We start from the raw sequence: 20126 nt of genomic DNA on the forward strand, positions 1-20126 counted from the left end.
GGTGCGAATCGCCGGTACCGCCGGGTGCGAACGATGCGGGCGTGACCGGTGTCCGGCATCCCCCGCGCGGTGTCCGCGTATCCCCCGTGCGGGGGTTGACTTTGGCGAAAATTTTGCTCCGTGTTTACCGAAACGGGGACAGGGCGGACATACGGGCTGTATTACATAGGCACCCGAACTGACCGTACGACCAGTTCGGATTGTTTGTGCTGGTGCGCGGGCTGCCGCGCCCTACCCGGAAGACGACCCCTACATTGCGATTCGCCCGCTTCGCACCCCTCATGGGTGCGCTAACGATTTCGGCCGTGCTGAGCACTGCCGCCCTCGTCCCGGCCGCCGCCCCGGCGTACGCGGACGAGGGGGACACTCTCGCCGCGACTGCCGTCGCCGATGCGGGCCCGGTCTGCGGCAATACCGCGCCGACCTTCGACGACATCGTCAATGCGGCGGCCACGGCCATCCGCACGGTCGTCCCCGCCGCCGAACAGTCCGCCTACGACCAGCAGGTGAACGACTTCCGGGCGCAGATCGCCTCGGTGCGCGTGCACCGCGACATGCTGCCGGTGGCCGGTCCCAATGACCGCACGCAGTTCCTGGACGATCCCATCGTCAGCAATATCGTGAACGCGCTGGACGCCATCAAGACCGGGCGCATCGACAAGACCGTGTCGGCGTCCTCGCTGAACGTCAACGATGTGATCGAGGTGTTCATCCTCGCCACGCGCATCGTGAAGATCCCGACCCAGCTGGCCTTCAGCCTGGTGCCGACCGTCGGGTTCCTGCTGAAGCCGATCGTGGGCGCGCTCTTCAACGGCGTGAAGTCGCTGGCGCGTGCGGTGCAGGGGCAGTTGTCGACGGTGGGCTGCCAGACCCGGGCCGCGGGGATGTACCAGAAGCTGCAGCTGGACCTGCCCGAAGAGCATGTCCAGATCCCGCAGCCGCTCATGGATCTCGCCAATCAGCTGACCCTGGCCAATGGCAGCTGCACCCCGCTGGGTCAGCTGCAGACCTCGGACCTGGTCGAGCGCACCCGCAACTACCTCGCCTCGACTCCCGGCCTGCCGGTGGACCCGAACGCGGTGAACGCGAGTGCGACTGCCCTGCAAGGCTTCCTGCGCGACACCCGCGTCGCCGACGTCATGATGATCCGCCGCACCGAGGAGCTCGGCCCCATCGTCGACGCCCTCGACTACGGCCCGCTCACCTTCCTGGCCAACCTCGGCTTCGACATCTACGAGGGCCGCGGCCTCAACACCGTGCCGCTCTCGGACGTGAAGGTGGAGAACGTCTTCATGCTGATCACGGTGGCCCTCGACACCGCCAGCCTCCTGATGACGGGCGCCAACTACGTGGCCGGCTGGACGGGCGTGGCCAACACGATCCTGACCCCACTGTCGATCGCGCAGACCCTCGCCTTCGCGCCAACCACCTACGGCCTCCCGATTCTCAAGGGCGTCCTCCAATCCATGTGCGCCGCTTAGACACAACCGCGCAACGGCCATGACATGCCGCGCGACCTGCACGATGACGCGAAATGCGCCATCGTGCAGGTCTAGGCTGGGGTAGAACCTAGGAGGTGTCGTGACAGCCGAGCCGCATCGCATCGAGACCGCGCCTGGCGGGCTGACCGTGGCAGATCTACGGGCGGGCTATGACCCGGGATTCCGGTTCGAACTCGAGGACGGTGTGGCCGTGATGATGGCTTCGGCCACCCGCTGGCACAATCGCGTCCTGCGGCATCTCGCCGTCGCGATGGAGGCGGTCTGCCCGCCGGATATGTCGGTCGAGATGGAGCAGGCCATCGAGATTTCCGACGACTTCGCTCCGGTGCCCGACATTCTGGTTATCGATATCGCTGCCGCACGACCGGAGGCCAATGTCTTCCCGAAGTCGGCAGTCCATCTGGCCGTCGAGATCGTATCCCCCGGCACCCGGCGGAAGGATCGGATGATTCGCCCGATGGACTACGCGCGGGCCGGGATTCCGTTCTTCTGGCGGATCGAGGCCGAAGACTTCGAGCCGGTCGTCTACACCTATCGACTGGACGAGACCACGGGCCAGTACTCACCGATCGATGTGCATCGGAAATCGCTGCGGACGGACGCGCCGTTCGAGATGGATATCGAACTGATGGGCCTGGGTAGCTGAAACCTCTTGGAACCCAAGGGAGCTCAGCACAAGAGCCGCCGGGTATCGAAAGACCGGGCGGCTCTTGCCGTTTCGACGGTGCGTCAGTAGCCGTACGGTGAGTAGGCGGGCTGCGCGTAGGTCGGCTGCCGGTTCTTGCCGGCGGCGATCCAGCGGCCGGTGGCCGGTACCGCGGCGAGGATCAGGATGGCCGCCGCCACCAGGAGTCCGAGGAGACCCGCGCCCGGAGTCCGCGCGGCGTCGACGAGACCGCCGGCCACGCCGATGCCGGACAGGATGATCAGCATCACTCGGCCGAAGGTCTTGCGGGCCAGCAGCAGTCCCGAGGCCACGATCCACAGCAGCCCCACCACGATGATGACCACGCCCACCACGGTCGCCACCGTCGTGGCGGTATCCGAGGTGTGGGTGTGCGTGCTGTACGGGGAGCTGTAGTCGTCCTCGTTCTTCAAGGTGGATGCCGCGATCATGGCGGCGACGCCGCCGATCATGGCGAGAATTCCGATGATTATCCCCAGCACGCCCGCGGTGATGGCGGTGCCGCCGGTCGCGGGCTGCTGCGGGTAACCGGCCGGATATCCCGGCGCCGGATATCCCTGCTGCGGATATCCCGGTGGCGCTTGGTAACCGGGCTGCGGATATCCGGCGGGCGGATACTGCTGTCCGGGATATCCGGCGCCACCGGGATATTCGGGATTCTGGTAGCCGGGCTGTTGTTGACCGTATGGATAACTCATCAGGACCTCCCCCTCTCACGTTCGCGCGGACTCTACCGCGTGGCGGTGACGGGGGCGATCCGGTTTACAGCCGGGCGTCGGCGTAGGCCTTCATGGCGTCGCGGACGTACTCCGCGGTGCCTTCGCCGTGCTTGTCGTAGTTCTGCCCGAATCGTGGGTCGGCCACGTACATTTCACCGAGTCCGGTGAAGTACTGGGCGGTCACGGGGCCGCCCGTGGGCGAGGCGCCGATCCAGTCGAAGTGGCGTTGCACGATGGCCTGGACCTCGTCGCCGTCGACGGGGAGCCCGGCGGCGTGCGCCCGGCCGTAGTCGGCGGCGATGTCGCGGTGGGTCTGCATGAAGGCCTGTTGTTCGGCCTTGCTCTGCGAACGCCACCAGCGGTCACTCTTCTCGTAGGCGTCCTTGCCCCACTTCTCGATGACCTCGTCCTTGTATTGAGTGTGGTCGAATCCGTCGAACACTTCGTCAGCCATAAGTGGCTCACCTGCTTCCGTTTTGCGCAATGTGGTTCGCACCGAGGCGATTTGGCGCGCGATCCGGCCCTGCTCCTGTTTCAGCAATTCCAGATGCGTGCGCAACGCGGCCGCGGCGTCTCGTTGTCCGTCGAGGACCTGGGCGATGGCCGGCAGGCCGAGTCCCAGTTCCCGCAGCAAAAGGATGCGCTGCAGGCGAACGAGTGATTCCTGGCCGTAGTAGCGGTATCCGTTGGATCCGATCCGGACCGGCGGCAGCAGGCCGATCTCACCGTAATGCCGCAGGGTGCGGCTGGTGGTGCCGGCGGCCTTGGCCAATTCCTGGATGGACCATTCGGTATCCATTACTCCGTCCTTTCCGCACTCGTTCTCCTCGACGAATTCAGGATGCAAGTTGACGTAGCGTCAAGGTCAAGCCATTACCAGTATGCGCCGGTCCCGGAATCGGTCACCGGATCGGTTGTCCGGGATACCCCGCTTGCCCGGCTTCGCGGCGTTGTGAAAGGATTCTGCAGCGCGTTGCCCGACAGCGGATTTCGGCGCGCAGCTCCTTTTTTGATGCGTTGGGGGATGAGGAAACACATGTTGACTGCGGGTCGCGCCCGGGTTCTGCGCTGGGCGGCCGCGGCCGTCGTGGCGGTCGGTTCCACTGCTCTGCTCACTGGGACGGCCGCAGACGCGGCGCCGGTGGTGACCCTGGGCGGCGGCTCCGGCGTCTATATCGAGGACCTCACCGACTCCGACAGCGTGAACAACTGCACCCTCACCGCGATCGGCTACGACCGCGACAACAAGCTGGTCGGCCTGACCGCCGGCCACTGCGGCGAGGTCGGCGCGCGCGTCGCCTCCGAGTACACCCGCAGCGGCGGCATCGGCGTGGTCGCCGCGAACGACGCCGATATGGACTGGGCCGTCATCGTTTTCGACCCGGCGCGCGTCATCCCGACCCGCCAGGTCGCGCAGACCACCATCAACGGCATCGGCAACCCGCCCGCGATCGGCAATATGGTCTGCAAGAACGGCCGCACCACCGGCTACACCTGCGGGCCCGTGTGGGAGACCAAGAGCTACTACTTCCGCAGCCAGGTCTGCGCCAACCACGGCGACTCCGGCGCACCGGTGCTGCTGGGCGACCGACTGGTCGGCATGGTGGTGGCCGGGACCGACTTCAAGGCCGGGCCGATCGACGTCGAACTGCCGCTGTGCACCGGCGCGGGGGATCTGATCCACGAGCCGGAGCTGGCCTCCAACATCACGACCGTGCTGGACGACATCAATGCGCAGGGTGGCGCGGGCGCGGGATTCCGCCCGTTCTGACGGCTCTGATCTGAACGACGAATACGGCCCGCGGGATTCCCTCCCGCGGGCCGTATTTCTTTGCGTGCCTAGATATTTCGGTGAGTCAGTATCCGGCGGTGAATCTGGTGCGGTGGTGGCGCGGCGTCTCGGCCTCGTCGAGCAAGGCGACCGCCAGGTCCTCCATCGAGATCGAGGAGTTCCCTTCGTCATCGGTCAGGAGTTCATCCTTGCCGATACGGAAGACGCCGGTCCGTTCGCCGGGCTCGAGCAGTGCGGAGGGGCTGAGGTAGGTCCATGCCACCGGGCCCGATTCCGCCGCTCGGAAGACGGCGAGCTGCTTGTCGCAGGCTTCGGCGATCGGCAGCAGTTCCGCCGGGAAGTCCGGCTGCTGGGTCAGGGTCAGCTCCGCGCCGGGCGGGGTGAGGCTGCCCGCTCCGCCGACCACCAGCAGCCGAGTCCCGCTGTGCGCCAGACCTTCCAGCAGTGATTGCGCGACTTCGGGTAGCTCGTGCTCGCGTCCCGGGACGGGGCGGGTCGCGCTGATGACGAGGTCGCTTCCCGCGCTGGCCGCTGCCACATCCTCGGGCCGGGCCGCATTGCCCAGGTGCACTTCGACTTCGGACGGGAGCGTGTTCAGCCGTTCCGCATTCCGGGCGACCGCCACGACCCGGTGACCGCGCCGCAACGCCTCATCAACCACTCGGCTACCGACATCGCCCGATGCTCCGAACACAGTGATACGCATGATTTTTCGACTCCTTCGAGAATTAAGCAGCTGAGGTAGAAATGGCGGGCGTGGTCAGCGCGCCGGGAGGGGAGGTCTCGTCCTCGTCTTCGATGACAGGCGCGGGTCGTGGCGCGGCCCCGGTCTGCCCGAGCAGCGTGCCGCCCAGGGCGACCACCATCCCGAGAATCTGCAGCGGCGCCAGCGACTGCCCGAGAGCAGCCCATCCGATGACGGTCGCCGACACCGGGCTGAGCAGCGAAAGGAACGCCACCGACGTGACATTCGCCCTCGCGATCCCCCGGAACCACAGCGCGTAAGCCACCGCCGCCCCGATCAGCCCCAGGTAGAGGTAACCCCCGATGGCCTTCGCATCCAATGCCGGCGGAGCCCCCTCGGTGATCAACGCGACCGGCAGCAGCATCAGCCCACCCGCGGTGAGCTGCCACCCCGCCATGGTCAACGGCCCCACGCCTTCGGGCAGCCCCCACCGCTTGGTCATCACAGTCCCGGCGGCCATCGAAACCGCCGCCACCAGACCGGCAATCACGCCGACAGTGTCCAAAGTGGCGGTAGCCCGCAGCACGACCAGCGCCACCCCGCCCAACCCGATCAAGGCCGCCAGCACTTTCCGCACGGTAGGCCGCTGATTCAACGCGACCGCCGCGAATCCCACCGCGAAGAGCGGCGAACTGGCACTGAGCACCGACGCCACCCCGCCCGGCAGCCGGTAAGCCGCCAGGAACAACACCGCCAGAAAGATCCCGATATTGAGCAACCCGAGAACGCCGGCCCGCCACACCCACCGCCCATGCGGCAGCTTCCGAGTGATGGCCAGCAACAACAACCCAGCCGGCAACGCCCTGACAAACGCCGTGAACATAGGCCGCTCAGCCGGCAGAAACTCCGTGGTCACCGCATAGGTAGACCCCCACACCAGTGGCGCCAGCGCGGTCAGCGCCAACGTCCCCACACCCCCAGCCCGCACGCCGATCATGACCAGCTCCTCATTGATAATCTCAATGTTGAGATAACAACCATTAGATACCTCAACACTAAGTATCTCAACGTTGAAATTATTCCCGCCCCCAAGGAGGCCCCATGCCCGACGCCGTAGACCAGATCACCGCCGCCTGGCGCACCCACCGCCCCGACGTAGACACCTCCCCCATGGAAATAGTCGGCCGCATAACCCGACTCCACCGCCTCCTCGACCGCGCCCTCACCGACTTCTTCCACACCCACAACCTCGAACGCTGGGAGTTCGACGTCCTGGCCACCCTCCGCCGCTCCACCCCCGAATCCGGCCTCACCGCAGGCGAACTCAACAAAGCAGCCATGGTCACCTCCGGCGCCATCACCAACCGCATAGACCGCCTGACAGCCAAGGGCCTGGTAGAACGCATCCCCGACACCAAGGACCGCCGAGCCATCCGAGTCCACCTGACCGCGAAGGGCCGCGGTTTGGTAGACGACCTCCTCCCCCTCCACATGGCCAACGAGCAGCGCCTACTAGCCGCCCTCACCCCCACCGACCGAGAATCCCTCATCCCCCTACTCCGCACCCTCTCCGAATCCCTCGGCGACACCTCCCTGACCTGACCCCGCCATGCTCCTCATCGACATAACCCTCATAGCTCTCCGCGCCCCAGCCCCCGAGCCGGCAGCCCGCCTCTGGTGGAACTCAAAGGAATCCCCCTTCGACGACGTCATCACCCACTCCCCCCACCTATGGCTAGGCCAAACCGACGTCCTCCTCCAAAACCACCCCCACAAGGGCGGCCCCGCCGCCCGAGTAGCAGCCCTACTCTTCCTCCAAGGCACAACCCCGACCTACCGCCTCCCCCACCTCGACACCCCCCTCCACACCGCCCTAACCCCCCACCCCGAAGACCCCACCTTCCAAACCGCCTCCACCACAACGGTTCACGCCTTCCTGAGCGCCCATAAAGGTTGGTATTTGGTCACAACGGACACGGCATGAGCAGCCGGGATCAATCCATAGGCGGCAGATCCAACAAGAGCCTCTCCAGCTCAGAAGGTATCCCAAGTACGCCGTGCGCATCCGTCCGCAGGGTGCGATAACGGCCCTGATAGAGCCAGAAGACGTCGGTACTCGCCGGATCAGGCGCCGCATCTTCCACCGGATAGGCCGCGAAGGACTCCGGAAGCACAAGAGCCACAGCAGCATTCGCATAGGAGTCAAGTCGCATTCCGAGCGACGTCGATCACAACATTGTCGACAAACATCGAGTGCCCTCTCCGATATCGCATCCGGGATCGCACGGACCTGACTATCTCCCATACCATCCCCAAATAGGGGCGGCGCACCCGAAGGTGCACCGCCCCTTGAATCCTCGACTAACTGAGGCCCTCGTACTGCACAGAAAACAGCAATCCCCTGGTCCGCTGGAGAATATCGTGGTCCGCTATGACGACCGCCATGCTGTCGAAGTCGGCCAGGATCTGCCGCAGGATCTTGCTCCACTCATCGACGAACACTCGGATCGGCATCGATACCCGGGGGCGATTCGACAGTAAGTGCTCGTAACTCCCGTTCGTACTCTGCCAGCTCGCATCTATCACGAGCAGTTCGCGATCCCGGGAAAAGTCCCACTGAGCGAGGAAAGTATTGGACCCCCACTGGACCCGGCATCCGACAAACCCCGGTCGCTGCACCTCCTCCAGCAGCGGAACGAGATCATGAAGCATCACCGAGATGTCATCGGAGTACGAGAGCAGAATCGGCACCCAGTTCCAGACCAGCACCGCGTACTCTTCTGCATCCCAATAGATCTGGGATACTGCCTCGGCGAAGTCATCGACAGCTCCACACGCCCGAATCTCGGGACTACCAGCCTGTACGAAGAACTCCATTCCGTTTCCTCCCGCGTCCGATCACCGGACAGTACAGTCCGTTCTGGAGGCGGGCGAGTGGATTATCGGCGCTCCTCTGCCGTGGCAAGCAGGCGGTCGAGCTTGAGTTCCACTGCGCGCAGGCGCTGTTCGTTGCGGTAGTCGGCGGCGTCGGAGTTGAGGATGTAGCCGACGAGGGTGTCGCGGTATGTGGAGTCGGCGACTCTGGACTGGAAGCCGTACGTGAGTTCGGAGTGGACCTTGCGGAGTTTGTCGAGGAGTTCGCGTTGTTCGGAGTCCGAGAGTGCCATCAGGGCGTTGCCTTTCAGTCTGATCGCGATATCGGTGCGGAACTTGGCCATGTCCATTGCGCCGGGGTCCCACTTGCCTTGCTTGCGGCCGGCCCATTCCTTGTGGCCGATTACGCGGTCGGGACCGTGGCCGAGTTTGCGGAGGATTGCTGCACAGCAGCCCACATAGGCGTCGTATTGCGCCGGGGACCAGCCTTCGGTGCCGTTGTTGGCGGCCTCGATGCCGATGGTGTGGAAATTGGCGTTGTCCTCGGGAAGGCCCGGCCAGGAGCCCACGCCGGCGTGCCAGGCGACGCCGGCCGCTATCACGGTTACGGTGCCGTCCTGGGCCAGGTGGATTTGCGAGAGTGGGCCTGCCAAAGAGGGGAAGCCGTAGGCGATTTCGGAGGGTGGGGTGTTTGTGCCGCCGGTGTGGTGGGCGATGATGCCCCAGACTTCGCCGAAGTCGCCGTGGCCGCGGTCGCGCCAGCCTGGATATTCGACAACGCGAAGACCCTCCGCACGGAGAACGTCCGCCAGCCACACGGGGTCACCGGTCCAAGACATGGGTTTGCCGCCTTCCGCGCGAGGTGAATTCGGTACTGAGGTGCGGCGCGGTCACGCGATTCGCACATAGGTGGTTTCGCCCGGCGAAATGATGGATGACGAGCCGCCGAAGGTGAATCCGGTGCTGAATGCCTGTACCGACACCAGATCACCGGCCTTGATATCCACGATGGCGGTGATCTCCAACGTGCCTGCGGGTCCGGCCACTTCGGAGCTGGTTTCGACCTCGCGACCGTTGACCACCAACCGTGCCCGCTGCGTGAGCTTGCCCATGAAGCCGGGCACGCCGCCCGAGAACGGCAGGACTGCGCTCACGGTCGCGCGGGATTTGGTGCTCTGCGCGCGGAGCGCATTGTTGACCACGGTGGAGCCCGGGTATTTCTTCGTATCCGCGCTCCAGCCGTTGACCTGACCGAACTCGGTGGCCATCTGATGAGACGCGGTCTTCGTCATGGCAGAAGGCGCGAAGCCCGCGGTGGGGTCCACGCCCGCGACAACGACCAAGGGCATCAGATACCACGCGCCCGCGCGTGCGACTGCGAATGGTCGTTCCAGAACATGGTTTTCCCGCTTTCTCGACGATTCAGACAGGGACGAAGTAGAGGTAAGTGTTCTCACCAGGCGCGATGGCGGTGGGATAGAGACTGACGGCCGAGCCGGTCATTCGAACCCACACCCGATCGCCACGCGCCAGTGTCAGCACCTTGTCCGGCAGGACGACCGAATTGGCGATACTGGTGAACGTGTATGCGGGGGTGTCGTTCTGCATCACGGTGAAGCTGCGCGTCTCGTTGAACGACAGGTTCCCCGACACTTCCAGGCGGCAACGGACAGTCACGGCGCCCGGACCGCTGGAGACCAGCTCGTGCTTGGCGTTGATGACCGTGTCTCCGAAGCCGCTGCGCACGACCCAGTTCGTCACTCTTTCGTCCACGGCACCGCCCGCGATCTGCTGCGAACCGGACTTGTTCATGCCCATCGGCACCGCGGATTCGAGCACGCCTGCGGCGACGATGAAGGTCATGACGCAGTCGTTCCCTTCATGCTCACCTGCAGGCCCTTGCCCACCGGATTGTCGGCCGCGGTGACGTTCACGATGATCCGATCGCCCGGGTTGAAGATCCACGGAACGGACGGCGTAATCGTCGTGTCCGCAGCATGATTCGCGACCGCGATAGTTGCCGACGAGCCCGCCACCGCTGAGTTCCCGCTCGCGTTCGCCACCCGCAGTTCGACGGCCAGATTGCCGGTGCCGGCCGTCTCACCACGGTAGGTCAGCGACGAGACCGCGATCTTCCGCTCGATCCGGAGTCCCTCCGGCATTACATTGCCCGCCCCGAGAGCTCGATTTCCGCTGTGCGACTTGAAGGCGATGTCGTAAATCTGGCCTGCTGCCGTGGGCGTGCGCGAATCGATGAGACGCGAGTCGCTGTCAGCAATCGTGCCGAGGGCGGTGCGAGCGGTGGCAGCGTCGGCCACGGTCAGCAGCTGCCTGCCGAGCGCAGATGAATCGGTGATCTGGCCCGACGTGTGAGTATGCGCGGTGGGCATACGAGCGTCGGTCAGTCGTGGATCGTCGCCCGCGACAGCCGTCGTCGACGTCGTGCCGATAATCGGTGGGAAGGTCGTGGGCTTGCCGCTGATACCGGCCCAATCCGAGGCACCAGCCGGACCACGGATGATGACGCCCTGACCGCTGGCCGGCCAGCCGCCAGCGGCGTGGAAGACGTACAGCAGCCCATCAGCTTTCACCACGAACTGCGCGCCCTCGGCGGGCTTGGCGGGGAGGTCGGCGTAGGTGGCGACCTGGCCGTCGACCTTGATGCCTTCTCCTCGCGGGCCTGTCACCACGGCATTGCCCGGCGACGCGGGCACCGGCGCGGCCAGGGTGAGGTCCACCAGGCCGGTCGAGTTCGCATCCGGATTCAGTGGATCGGGTCCCGGAATATATTCCGGGACAAGGAAACTGAACGAATCCATCGGAACTCGTTCGCCTTCGTAGTACAGGTCGAACGATGCCCGCCATGTCCAGTTGGACGGGTTCGTCGCACTGGTCGGCGCGACCAGTCGTACGCCGAGGTTGCCGCGCCAGGTCAGATTTCCGAACTGGTCCAGCTGGCATTCGTAGTACTTGGGCAGCTGCACGTAGGTCACCGGCGGGTGCGCGCCGGCCACCAGAATCTTGGGTGCTTCGGCGGTGAAGGTGACAGTTCCACTCAGGCCGAGGAACTCGGGCAGGTCATCGATATCGGAGCCGTCGATGACATTGGCGAGGAACCGCCCGACGACCTTTCCGTACTTCAGCGGGGGCAGATCGGCCATGGATCAGTGCCTTTCAGGGAATGAAGAGTGAAAACGTCTACACCGGTTGAGCGTTCACAACGAGCTGGGCGCCTTCGGTGTCGACGTAGTAGGTTCCGGTGCCTTGAGCCCTGGTGACCACGACGTAGAGGGTGGTGGTCTGGTTCGGCTGGACGACGCCGTAGGTAGATTGCGGGGTCATCGGATATGGGAACCGGGGCGAGATCTGCACTTGGGCCCAATTGACCACGTTGTATCCATTGCCGGCCGCGACGATGTCGCCGTCGGGTGCACCCATCCGGATTTGGACGTCGCATCGGGTGCCGTTATTGGTCGTTCCGACGATGAGGAGACCGTTGACGTACGGCCGCCATGTCGTCGGTTGCCCGGGAATAGTTATCGACCCGACGACCTTGGTGTCGGCGTTGAGGTTGTTTCCGCCATTGAGCTGGCCCTTGCCGATGGCCCACGGTCCGGCCACACGTGGGCTCGGGATCGGTGTGAACTTGCCCAGAGCTGCATTCCAGCCGAGCACATAGTCCTGGCCCAGCGGATGGTCATCGTCGATCAGCACATCGGCGGCGTCCTGGATCCGGCCCGCTTTTCCCGGGTCTCCGATATCGCCGGTAACTCCCCGAGGAAAGGTGATAGTCAGTTGCTGTCCCGGTGCGGTACCGGTGATCTGCGCCGATGCCGACGAGCCCGCGGGCCCCGCGAGACCCGATCCAGTCAGAATATTCGGCGCGCCCTGTCGTCCCTTTCGGGCGAAAGCTTCTGTAAAGCGGACAAATTCGAGTCCGGTCCAGAAGTAGATCGCGTTCTCTGCGACAACTCGCCAAGCCTTGCGAGCATCGGCCGTGGTCAGCCTCAGAGCTTGCAACGCGGGACGGTCGGCGATGTCGCCTTGCCACAGCCATGGCCAGGCCGGATCACCGTCACGACCCTGCGAACCGGTCGGGCCCTCGCGCAGTTCGATCAGCACTTCGCGGTCGACGAGTTCGATCGGATTCACCGTGTACGGCAGGCCGACGGAATCGGATACACCGCGCATGGTGACCAGTACGTCTTCGCGGTATACAACGTTCTGCTGGTTGGTCATTTCGTTCTCCGTACTCACAGCGTCCGCCGCGTCACCGTGGCGGGACGGGGCGAGCCCAGCAGATGATCTGCGAGCCGGTCCGCGTGAAGTTGTAGTTGGAGTTGCCGCGGTTCCGCGACAGCACGACATAGAGCGTCACCGCCTGACCGGCGGGAACGACTCCCACGGTGCTGTCCGGTGTCATGGCCGAGGTGGCGAAATGCGGCTGGAAACTGCCGGCACTGTCCAGGCCGAACACAAATCCCGAAGACATCGCCACGATCTGGCCATCGGGCGCACCGATGTGCACCTCAGCATCGACCCGGGTGTCCCAGATGCCGATACTTTCAGTGGTCGAAGCCATTACGCCGCCGGAGATGTGGGGGCGCCAATCGACGTCCTGAGCCGGAACCTTCAGCTGCGCAACGGTGATCGTTGCCGCCGAGATATTGGATTGCGAGGGTACGAACCCGGGCCCGCCGTCCCACGCCTGGCCGTCGACAATCGACCACGGCCCACGCAGCCCGGGATGCGGGCGCGGTACCCATTTAGACGTCGCGGAGCTCCACGCCGGGACCGTTCTATCATTGTGTGCGCCGTCGGTGTAGTCTGCCGCGCTACGAATCGGTCCCGGGCCCCCGGGCTCACCCTTACGACCTTTGATGCCCTGTGGCACAGTCAGATTCAGCACCAGGTTCGGCGGCGTACCGGTGACCGTGACTTGCAGATCGGATCCTGCGGGTCCGGTGTTCACGGTGCCTATGCTGACCGCACACGGTTGTCCGTCCGGTCCCATCGCACCGAAGGCCTCGACGAAGCTGTCGAAACTCTTTCCATTCCAGTACATCAGGGTGTCGCCATCGGACACTCGCCACGCTCTGCCCGCCTGACCCGGTCCGAGCTTGACCGCCAGCGCATTCAGCGCCGCTTGATCCTTGATATCGCCTTCCCAGCGGAACGGCGGGCAAGGATCCCCCGCCGGCCCGGCTCCACCCGCCGTGCCCGACATCAATTCGAGCGAACCATCGCGCGGAGTCCCATGCATCGCCTGCACGAGACCCGGCCGGCCGAGGCCTTCGTCGATGCCGCGGATCAGGGCGGACTCGAAATACTCACCTACTGTGGACATTTCACCTCACTCAGAAGGGCTCTGCATAGATGACCAGCGACGCCCTGGAGCGGTTGAATCCGATCTTCGAGCTGGAATTGCTGCCGCGGCGCCGAACGCTCACCACGAACGTGGCCGGTTGGCCTGGCGGGATGGTGGCGAAGGTCGACGACGGGGACAGCGCCTTGGTTGCCTGATCGTCGCGATAGGTCGAGATCAGTGGCAGATACAGGTAACCGCCCACTGCCGGCGTAGTGGCGGCCAGTACCTCGCCCTCGGAGCTGTTCAGACGTACCACCGCGTCCGCCCCGCTGTTGTTCGCGACCTGGGCGTACGTGTAAATATGCCCGTTCACCCGCGGGCGCCACGTGAACGTCTGCGCCGGAACAGTGAAGGTGCCGGCGATCAATTCGGCCGCTGTCGTGGATTCCTGATCGTCAGCGAAATCCGTGGAGTACCACGACCACGGCCCCGAACCCATGGGCGGCGGGGTCGGACGGAACTTCCGGGCGGCCCGGTTATAAGCGAAGACTCCACCGCCGACCGGTCCGGTTGTCGCATCGAAATCGTCTGCCTTGAGCAGCTCGCCGGACGCACCGGCCGGTCCCCTGGGCCCCGGCAATCCGGCGGGTACCGTGACTTTCAACTGCTGATCCGCACTCTTGCCGGTGAATTCGACTGCGGGGACAGTCAGATTCTCTTTGTGGTCCTGAGTTACAGCAGTAATGGTGTTGGCCTTCGCCATGGGTCCTTGCGGACCGACCGCCTGCGGCGAGTGCTGCCATCCTGTGCCGGTCCATACATCCATGCCGTTGTCGTCGAGGCGGTGCCACCATTTGCCTCGATCCTCGTCGCCGAGCCCCGCCGGGCGTGCGCCGGCATTGGGAATCTCGCCAATCTTTCGGAAGGTCGTGCGGGGGCGGCCACGCAGTCCCTGCGGGCCCGCCGGGCCGGGCGGCAGATCCCAGCCCGCCACGTCGTGGGCCAGTTCGACCTGTGCGGTCAGGATCGGCAACCCGTCGACATCGGGTTCCCGGGTCATGGTGATTCGGGCGGGAAAACTGGTGTCCGCCATGGGATTTCTCCTCCGTGAACGAGGTCAGAAGATGAGCAGGTCGAGGTCGGCGCCGACATCGGTGGACAGATCCTTGATGGCACTGGCGAATCGGCCCATCCGCTGCCAGGCCTTGACGATGGAGTCCTCCTCATCGGAGCCGTCACCGACGGTGATCTGCCATGTCGCAGAGGTCTGGCGATCGTCGTGGAACGTCAGTTCGGTCACGTAATCGGTGAAAATCTGCCCGCTCAAAGCGAAACCGATCTGGTCGCCCAGTCCGAAGTCCCGGCCAAGGGTGTAGGGCGCATGATCTTCGACGGTGACCTTGTGGCTTGTGTAGCCGCGGGTCAGGTGCAATCCCTGACGTCCGGCTACCAGCCCATCGAGGGTGAACGCCTTGTCGCTGCCGGAGATGTACAGCTCGCGGAAGGCATACGGGCCGGCGCGCCGCACGCGCCCCATATCGCGATAGGTCATCCAGGCTAGGAAGACATCGTTGAGCTGGCCCCGATACAGCCAGCCGAGGCCGATCAAGGACAGCAGACCCTTGATAGCTATCTCGACACCGGCGTTCACCCAGCCCGGCGAACGGCCACCCACGATGACGTCGGTCGCGGTCGGTTTGTGCAGCGCTACCTCAGAGCTGCCGATACCGGTGTATTCGCCCTCGAAGTACCAAACCCAGGGGAAGGCTTTGAAGGTGCCGAATTTGCTCTCTTGCCCGTACACCGCCTCGTACTCCGTTGTCGCGGTGTCACGTTGTGGGTAGCGCATCGGAGTCGTACCGTCATCGGCGAACTCTTCGACCCACGTCCACAGTCCGTCGAGCAGTGTTCCGGTCTTGCCGGTGAGGCCGGATTTGTCGACAGTCTCGAGGACCACAGTCGGCTTCTCGAGCTGGAACCACTGTGGTGCGGGCTGCTCATCCTCTCCGGGCAGGAAGAACCGGGCGGTAAGCATGACTCCCGAGTCCTCGAGCATCGGCGCGAACAGCTTGTCCGCCATGTCGAATCGCGCCGACGCGGCGCTCCATCGACTGGTGTCCGTCATCGGATCGACCGGGACCACAGCGATGGGGAACAGTGTATTACCGGCCCCATTCCAATCCGGGTTGCCGACTTCACCCGATGGCTGCCAGCCAGGCGCCTGCAGACGCATAAGATTGGCCGTCAGATACGTCGTGACCAAGGTCCTCACCGGACCGAAACCGATCATGTGCCTGGGGAACTGGGCCAGGATCGACGAGAAGGGTGAAGCCCAGCAACAGATCGTGGCGACGTGGTTCCAGGCATGGATGGCCTCGATATCGACCGTCTCGACGCCATTATCGTCACGAACGATCGAGGCCTTGGTGATGTAACCGTCCCACCGGAACCCCTTGGTGTTCACGGTGATCGGGATCGTGGCGTCTTCACCATCGGCATTGTTGAACAAGTGGTCGAAATGGACCATGTCGCGCGGACAGATCATCTTCAGACCACCGGCGGCATTGCGTTTGTAGCTGAACTCCAGGGACAAGTAGCTGTGCTCCTCGCCCACCTCTCGCATGAACTTGTCCCAATAGCGCACCAGCACTTCGGGATTGCTCTGCTCCTGGCGCTCGACGCGGACGATCTCGTCCATCCGGCGCGTTGCGTCGTATGGATCCCAGGTCGGCGCGCTCATCAGAACGGCCTCGAGGATCGCGGAGTGGTCGAGGCGATGAGACTCGACTGCGTATTTCCACCCTCGATCCTCACAGTGATATCGGTGGAGCTCCAGGCCGGCAACGAGGCGATCCAGCGGCGGCCGTTCAGCTGCGCCCACACATTGCGTGGCTCCGTCCATTCCTTCGAATACAAGCGCGCGGTGCGATGGCGCGGATGCGTATCGATGCGAAGCGTCTCACCGCTCTTCAGCATCGGCGTCTGTACGAGCCGAAGCACGTCACCACCGGTCGGGTCCAGAATGGACCAACGACCGGGGCCGTTCATCGTGTATCGCGGCCACGCCGGTTGATCGGCGGCATTGCGCACACGCACGATGCCCTCCCCTGAACCGGCGGTGTTCGTCCACACGGCAGTTTCTTCGAAGTGCCGTTCCAGCGGATCCATCGCGGTGGCCGACATCTTGTACGCCTGAAAGGCATTGCGCGCCGGATCGACATCGCCGATCGGTTCCGGCGCGGCATCGAGATGCACCTGCTGATAGCGCCAGCCCTGATGACGGGTGTAGTAGCCGACCGTGACCGGCTTGTCCGTGGACCAGCCGCGGAACCATGCGTCGTGCACGGCATGAAACTCCCGGACTGATTCTCCGGCAGTGCTTTTCCCGGAACCGGAGACCAGGGCGATGAAGTCCCACTCCTTCTTCATCCTGACGGAGCGCTGAAAGGTCGCGCCATCCTGACGCGCCCCTTCCGTGACGAGCAGCTGCACGGGGGCGAACATGAACCCGGCCTGCTTCGACAGCCGGACCCCTTCCCGCCCCGAATTCGGGCCGGACAGATGCCACACCCGGCCGTTGATATCCCACACGACAACCTTGGTGTCGTGGACTTCCAGTAGTTGGTGAGTCACCTTCCGAGCCCTCCTCCGAGCTGCAGTTACTAAGGCTGATTCGGCGGAAACTCCGGATCGGCGAATGTCTTCTTCTTCAGCCAGAGGAAGAGTTCTTTGGTGATGAAGGGGAACGCACCCGGCAGGCGTGAGGTGCCGGCGGTCGGGTCGGGCTGACCGTGGTCATCCGATCCCGTGCGAACCAGCCACGGTTCCTTCGTGGTGACGGGCGCTTCCTCACCGGTGATGTTGTTCCGGATGCTCCAGTAGAGCTTGATGTACAGCTCCGAGCCCGGACCCCCGATGCCGATGCTGTAGCGGTGCGCCGCAACGAACTCGGATCCGGTCGGAATCTGGATCGTCGTCCAGTCATCCTTGGGAGTGATGATGGACGTGACGATTCTCGTCATGGTGTTACTCCTCTTTCCGTCAGCGGTTACGGCTGTTCTTCTGCCTCACGGGCTCGAGCGATCCGCTGCCGCAAGAGCTCCACGAGCCCTGCATAGGCTTCGGTCTTGGTAGTCGCCTCGAATGCGAGACCGCGAGGATGAGTGGCGTGCCAGATACCGTCATCGGCTTGACGCACCTCGATGTCGTCGAGGTCGTAGAAGTCCTCGGGATCCGGTGCGGGCCACTGGCCGTGCTCGTCCTTGGTGATGTGAATGCCGGTGTCGAACGCGCCCGGCGGACCTTCGGGGGTGCCGGCCCAGCGGATCTCCTCCAGCTCGGGATGCATTCGCACACCGCGCTTTACGAGGTATTCGGCGACGCGGTTGGCCTGCCGGATACTGGTCACCGTCGGCTCGGCGAGCTTGCGCCCGACCGGACTGAGCCACTCGGGCAGGTGGATGACCGATAGTTCCTCAGCCAGCGCTCGGACCTCCGGATCCAGCTCTGCAGTCTCCTTCGATTCGGCGAACTTTCCGGAAAGCGCGTGCTGGAGGAAAGCCAGGAATTCTGGCGTAACCATCTGGCCGCTTTCGGTTTTCATGTACTCCGGTGCGACGTGGTTGCCGAAATTGATGGATTCGACGATTTCTTTCTCTGCCATGGTCATCTCCCGAATCCGCCGCCACGCTGCTGTGCAAGCGCTTGGCGGCGACGAACCCGTTCCACCGCGATCGACGCGGACTTCGGGTCCATCCCGTTGAAATTGAAAATGTCACCCCGCGAGGTGTGGCCGCCGGGGCCGTTGGCCAGATCCAGCAGGCCGAAGCCGCTACCGACGTCCTCCTTGATTGCTTTGCCCGCCAACTCGATCGGCCGCGTGATCATTTCGGATGCGGAGGAGGCGACCATCGAGCCGATGAACGATCCGATCGCCGGAGCCGCCGCGCCCAGAGGCCCGAGGAACGGTGCTGCCAGAGTGCCCGCCATACCGCCGACAATGCCGCCAGCGGTGGATGCTGCACCGGAGATGGCTCCGGTGACTCCGCCGAGCAGGCCATGTTGCTGAAGCCCACTGATGCCGGAAGTCACGGCGTTGAGCCCGATTTGCTGGTCTATGCCCATTTGTGGTGCGGGCTTCAATTGCCCGGTCGGGTGCCAGGGGATGCCGGTCAACTGGCTGATCAGCGGGCCGACCGTGCCTGTCCAGTCACCGTTGGGGTCAGCGTTGGCGTAGGCCTGGCCGATCGGACCGGAGAGGGCTTCAGCCATGCCCGCCACTGCTTCCGGGGCCTGGTCACCCAGGATCGGGACGAGCGCTGTCCCCGCGTCCCTGCCCAACTTCTGAGCCGAGGCCTGTATCAACTCGCCGAGATTACCCTCGTTCGGGTTATACCGGTGGTACTCGTCCACCAGCGGTTTCGCATCCGAGGAAGCCGGATTGCCGAGCAGCGAGCCCAGCCAGCCCGACCCGGCAGAGGATCGCAACATGATCGGAGGAGTGCCATCGTCCTGGACGAAGGTCTGTACGTTGGTGCCCTCCGGCGGGGCTACCCGGACTCCCGATTCCTGGTCCTTCGGTGTCACATATGCCCAACCCGAGGCAAGGCCGGCGTCGGCGTCACCGGGCAGGTATTCCCACCTGCCGCCCGACGAGTTCTTTCCACCCCGGCCACCCGTCGAAGCGGCAGGTCCCGCGCCGCCGACAACGTTCCCGCCGCCACCCGAACCGGTCGAAGGTTCCGGTGCGGCACCGGAACCCGTGTCGGCAGCCGGACCAGCTCCCCCGGGTACGCCGCCACCTCCGACGGACATCGCGCTGCCCGTCGACGATGACATGCCTGCCCCGGGCTGTGCGCCGACTGCGGTGCTCAGGCTCATCGAGGCGGTAAGTTCACCGCCGAACCGCGATCCGATCAATCGGCCGAGCTGATCACCGATCTCGGGCGCCAGCTGACCGGCGGGGCCGAGTGCCGGCGCGATCGCCGCTCCCAATGCCGTACCGACACGCCCACCAGCCTCGGTAGCAGCTGTCACCAGACCGCTGCTCAATGCTTGGGTCAGCGAACCCAGTTGCGCGACACCGTCATTTGCTGGGTCACCCGCGCCTGCGGATGAAGGAAGACCGCCCAATGCGGCGACAGCACCCCGCGGGGTGACCTGCATCGATGCGCTGGTGGGACTCGACGTGGCATCGCGGCGGGAAGCAGTTCCCCCACCTCTCTGAGCGGACGAATTCCCGGCGGGTTGCCCGAACAGTCCGCGTGGGCCGAACACCGGCGCGATCGCCGAACCCACTGCCGCTCCGGCGAATCCAGCGGCGTCCACCGCCGTATTGGCGATGGAGCCCAGCACATCCGAGACGACGCCCGACCCGAGCAGATCACTCCAGCGACGGGGATCCGCGACCGACTCACCGCCACCGACCAGTCCACCGGAAGCAAACCCTGGCAACATCCCCGCCAGGTGTCGGCTGCCAGGGGGAAGGGACCGTTTCGGAGCTGTTTTTGCCAGCAGGATGGGACCACCTCGTTTGCCACTGATGGGACCACCTGACTAGCG

At 64.6% G+C, this 20126-nt stretch carries 21 protein-coding genes; 4 read left to right on the forward strand and 17 right to left on the reverse strand.

Annotated elements, in window-relative coordinates; all coding sequences use genetic code 11:
• The first annotated feature begins 305 nt into the window (after nucleotides 1–305).
• Together ACH438_RS16785 and ACH438_RS16790 are read left to right on the forward strand one after the other, a co-directional pair.
• Nucleotides 306–1481 (forward strand): hypothetical protein, encoded by a 1176-nt coding sequence (locus ACH438_RS16785; protein WP_397005931.1) that lies wholly within the window; start codon nucleotides 306–308, stop codon nucleotides 1479–1481.
• 100 nt (nucleotides 1482–1581) lie between these two features.
• Nucleotides 1582–2148, forward strand: a complete 567-nt coding sequence (locus tag ACH438_RS16790; RefSeq protein ID WP_397005933.1) for a Uma2 family endonuclease — start codon at nucleotides 1582–1584, stop codon at nucleotides 2146–2148.
• Between the two features lie 83 nt (nucleotides 2149–2231).
• On the opposite strand, the gene ACH438_RS16795 is transcribed toward ACH438_RS16790, so the two are convergent.
• Both ACH438_RS16795 and ACH438_RS16800 read right to left on the reverse strand, forming a co-directional pair.
• Nucleotides 2232–2885: a hypothetical protein gene (locus ACH438_RS16795; RefSeq protein WP_397005935.1), complete on the reverse strand. Its 654-nt coding sequence runs from the start codon at nucleotides 2883–2885 to the stop codon at nucleotides 2232–2234.
• 64 nt (nucleotides 2886–2949) lie between these two features.
• On the reverse strand, nucleotides 2950–3705 hold the full coding sequence (locus ACH438_RS16800) for a MerR family transcriptional regulator (RefSeq protein ID WP_397005937.1): 756 nt from the start codon (nucleotides 3703–3705) through the stop codon (nucleotides 2950–2952).
• A gap of 237 nt (nucleotides 3706–3942) precedes the next feature.
• On the opposite strand from ACH438_RS16800, the gene ACH438_RS16805 reads away from it, so the two are divergent.
• Nucleotides 3943–4677 (forward strand): S1 family peptidase, encoded by a 735-nt coding sequence (locus tag ACH438_RS16805; protein WP_397005939.1) that lies wholly within the window; start codon nucleotides 3943–3945, stop codon nucleotides 4675–4677.
• A gap of 85 nt (nucleotides 4678–4762) precedes the next feature.
• Here the strand turns inward: ACH438_RS16805 and ACH438_RS16810 are convergent, their stop codons facing one another.
• Both ACH438_RS16810 and ACH438_RS16815 read right to left on the reverse strand, forming a co-directional pair.
• Nucleotides 4763–5404, reverse strand: a complete 642-nt coding sequence (locus ACH438_RS16810; protein ID WP_397005941.1) for an NAD(P)-dependent oxidoreductase — start codon at nucleotides 5402–5404, stop codon at nucleotides 4763–4765.
• Between the two features lie 22 nt (nucleotides 5405–5426).
• On the reverse strand, nucleotides 5427–6380 hold the full coding sequence (locus tag ACH438_RS16815) for an EamA family transporter (RefSeq protein WP_397005943.1): 954 nt from the start codon (nucleotides 6378–6380) through the stop codon (nucleotides 5427–5429).
• A 104-nt stretch (nucleotides 6381–6484) separates the two neighbouring features.
• Here ACH438_RS16815 and ACH438_RS16820 point away from each other — a divergent pair, with 104 nt between their 5' ends.
• The gene (locus tag ACH438_RS16820) at nucleotides 6485–6985 is read left to right on the forward strand and encodes a MarR family winged helix-turn-helix transcriptional regulator (RefSeq protein ID WP_397005945.1); all 501 of its coding nucleotides are present in this window, start codon (nucleotides 6485–6487) and stop codon (nucleotides 6983–6985) included.
• A 759-nt stretch (nucleotides 6986–7744) separates the two neighbouring features.
• On the opposite strand, the gene ACH438_RS16825 is transcribed toward ACH438_RS16820, so the two are convergent.
• The 13 genes from ACH438_RS16825 to ACH438_RS16885 all read right to left on the reverse strand — a co-directional run bounded on the left by ACH438_RS16825 (nucleotide 7745) and on the right by ACH438_RS16885 (nucleotide 19151).
• Nucleotides 7745–8260, reverse strand: coding sequence for a hypothetical protein (locus ACH438_RS16825; protein ID WP_397005947.1), 516 nt, complete (start codon nucleotides 8258–8260; stop codon nucleotides 7745–7747).
• Between the two features lie 62 nt (nucleotides 8261–8322).
• Nucleotides 8323–9096 (reverse strand): N-acetylmuramoyl-L-alanine amidase, encoded by a 774-nt coding sequence (locus tag ACH438_RS16830; protein ID WP_397005949.1) that lies wholly within the window; start codon nucleotides 9094–9096, stop codon nucleotides 8323–8325.
• Between the two features lie 51 nt (nucleotides 9097–9147).
• On the reverse strand, nucleotides 9148–9606 hold the full coding sequence (locus tag ACH438_RS16835; protein ID WP_397005951.1) for a hypothetical protein: 459 nt from the start codon (nucleotides 9604–9606) through the stop codon (nucleotides 9148–9150).
• Nucleotides 9607–9679: 73 nt separating this feature from the next.
• Nucleotides 9680–10120, reverse strand: coding sequence for a hypothetical protein (locus ACH438_RS16840; protein WP_397005953.1), 441 nt, complete (start codon nucleotides 10118–10120; stop codon nucleotides 9680–9682).
• Nucleotides 10117–11418, reverse strand: coding sequence for a hypothetical protein (locus ACH438_RS16845; RefSeq protein ID WP_397005955.1), 1302 nt, complete (start codon nucleotides 11416–11418; stop codon nucleotides 10117–10119). The genes ACH438_RS16840 and ACH438_RS16845 overlap by 4 nt, the downstream gene beginning before the upstream one ends.
• 37 nt (nucleotides 11419–11455) lie before the next feature.
• On the reverse strand, nucleotides 11456–12496 hold the full coding sequence (locus ACH438_RS16850) for a hypothetical protein (RefSeq protein ID WP_397005957.1): 1041 nt from the start codon (nucleotides 12494–12496) through the stop codon (nucleotides 11456–11458).
• Between the two features lie 31 nt (nucleotides 12497–12527).
• On the reverse strand, nucleotides 12528–13604 hold the full coding sequence (locus ACH438_RS16855) for a hypothetical protein (RefSeq protein ID WP_397005959.1): 1077 nt from the start codon (nucleotides 13602–13604) through the stop codon (nucleotides 12528–12530).
• Nucleotides 13605–13614: 10 nt separating this feature from the next.
• The gene (locus ACH438_RS16860; protein ID WP_397005961.1) at nucleotides 13615–14658 is read right to left on the reverse strand and encodes a hypothetical protein; all 1044 of its coding nucleotides are present in this window, start codon (nucleotides 14656–14658) and stop codon (nucleotides 13615–13617) included.
• A gap of 24 nt (nucleotides 14659–14682) precedes the next feature.
• Complete coding sequence (locus tag ACH438_RS16865; RefSeq protein WP_397005963.1) at nucleotides 14683–16305, reverse strand: phage tail protein; 1623 nt, start codon at nucleotides 16303–16305, stop codon at nucleotides 14683–14685.
• The gene (locus tag ACH438_RS16870; RefSeq protein WP_397005965.1) at nucleotides 16305–17069 is read right to left on the reverse strand and encodes a phage tail protein; all 765 of its coding nucleotides are present in this window, start codon (nucleotides 17067–17069) and stop codon (nucleotides 16305–16307) included. Before ACH438_RS16870 ends, ACH438_RS16865 begins: the two co-directional genes overlap by 1 nt.
• A gap of 158 nt (nucleotides 17070–17227) precedes the next feature.
• Entirely contained in the window at nucleotides 17228–17587 is a 360-nt protein-coding gene (locus tag ACH438_RS16875) for a hypothetical protein (protein ID WP_397005967.1), read from the reverse strand.
• A 26-nt stretch (nucleotides 17588–17613) separates the two neighbouring features.
• Complete coding sequence (locus ACH438_RS16880) at nucleotides 17614–18234, reverse strand: hypothetical protein (protein ID WP_397005969.1); 621 nt, start codon at nucleotides 18232–18234, stop codon at nucleotides 17614–17616.
• Entirely contained in the window at nucleotides 18231–19151 is a 921-nt protein-coding gene (locus tag ACH438_RS16885) for a hypothetical protein (protein ID WP_397005971.1), read from the reverse strand. The genes ACH438_RS16880 and ACH438_RS16885 overlap by 4 nt, the downstream gene beginning before the upstream one ends.
• Nucleotides 19152–20126: the final 975 nt, after the last annotated feature.

This window comes from Nocardia sp. NPDC020380, from assembly GCF_044386975.1.
Lineage (GTDB): Bacteria > Actinomycetota > Actinomycetes > Mycobacteriales > Mycobacteriaceae > Nocardia.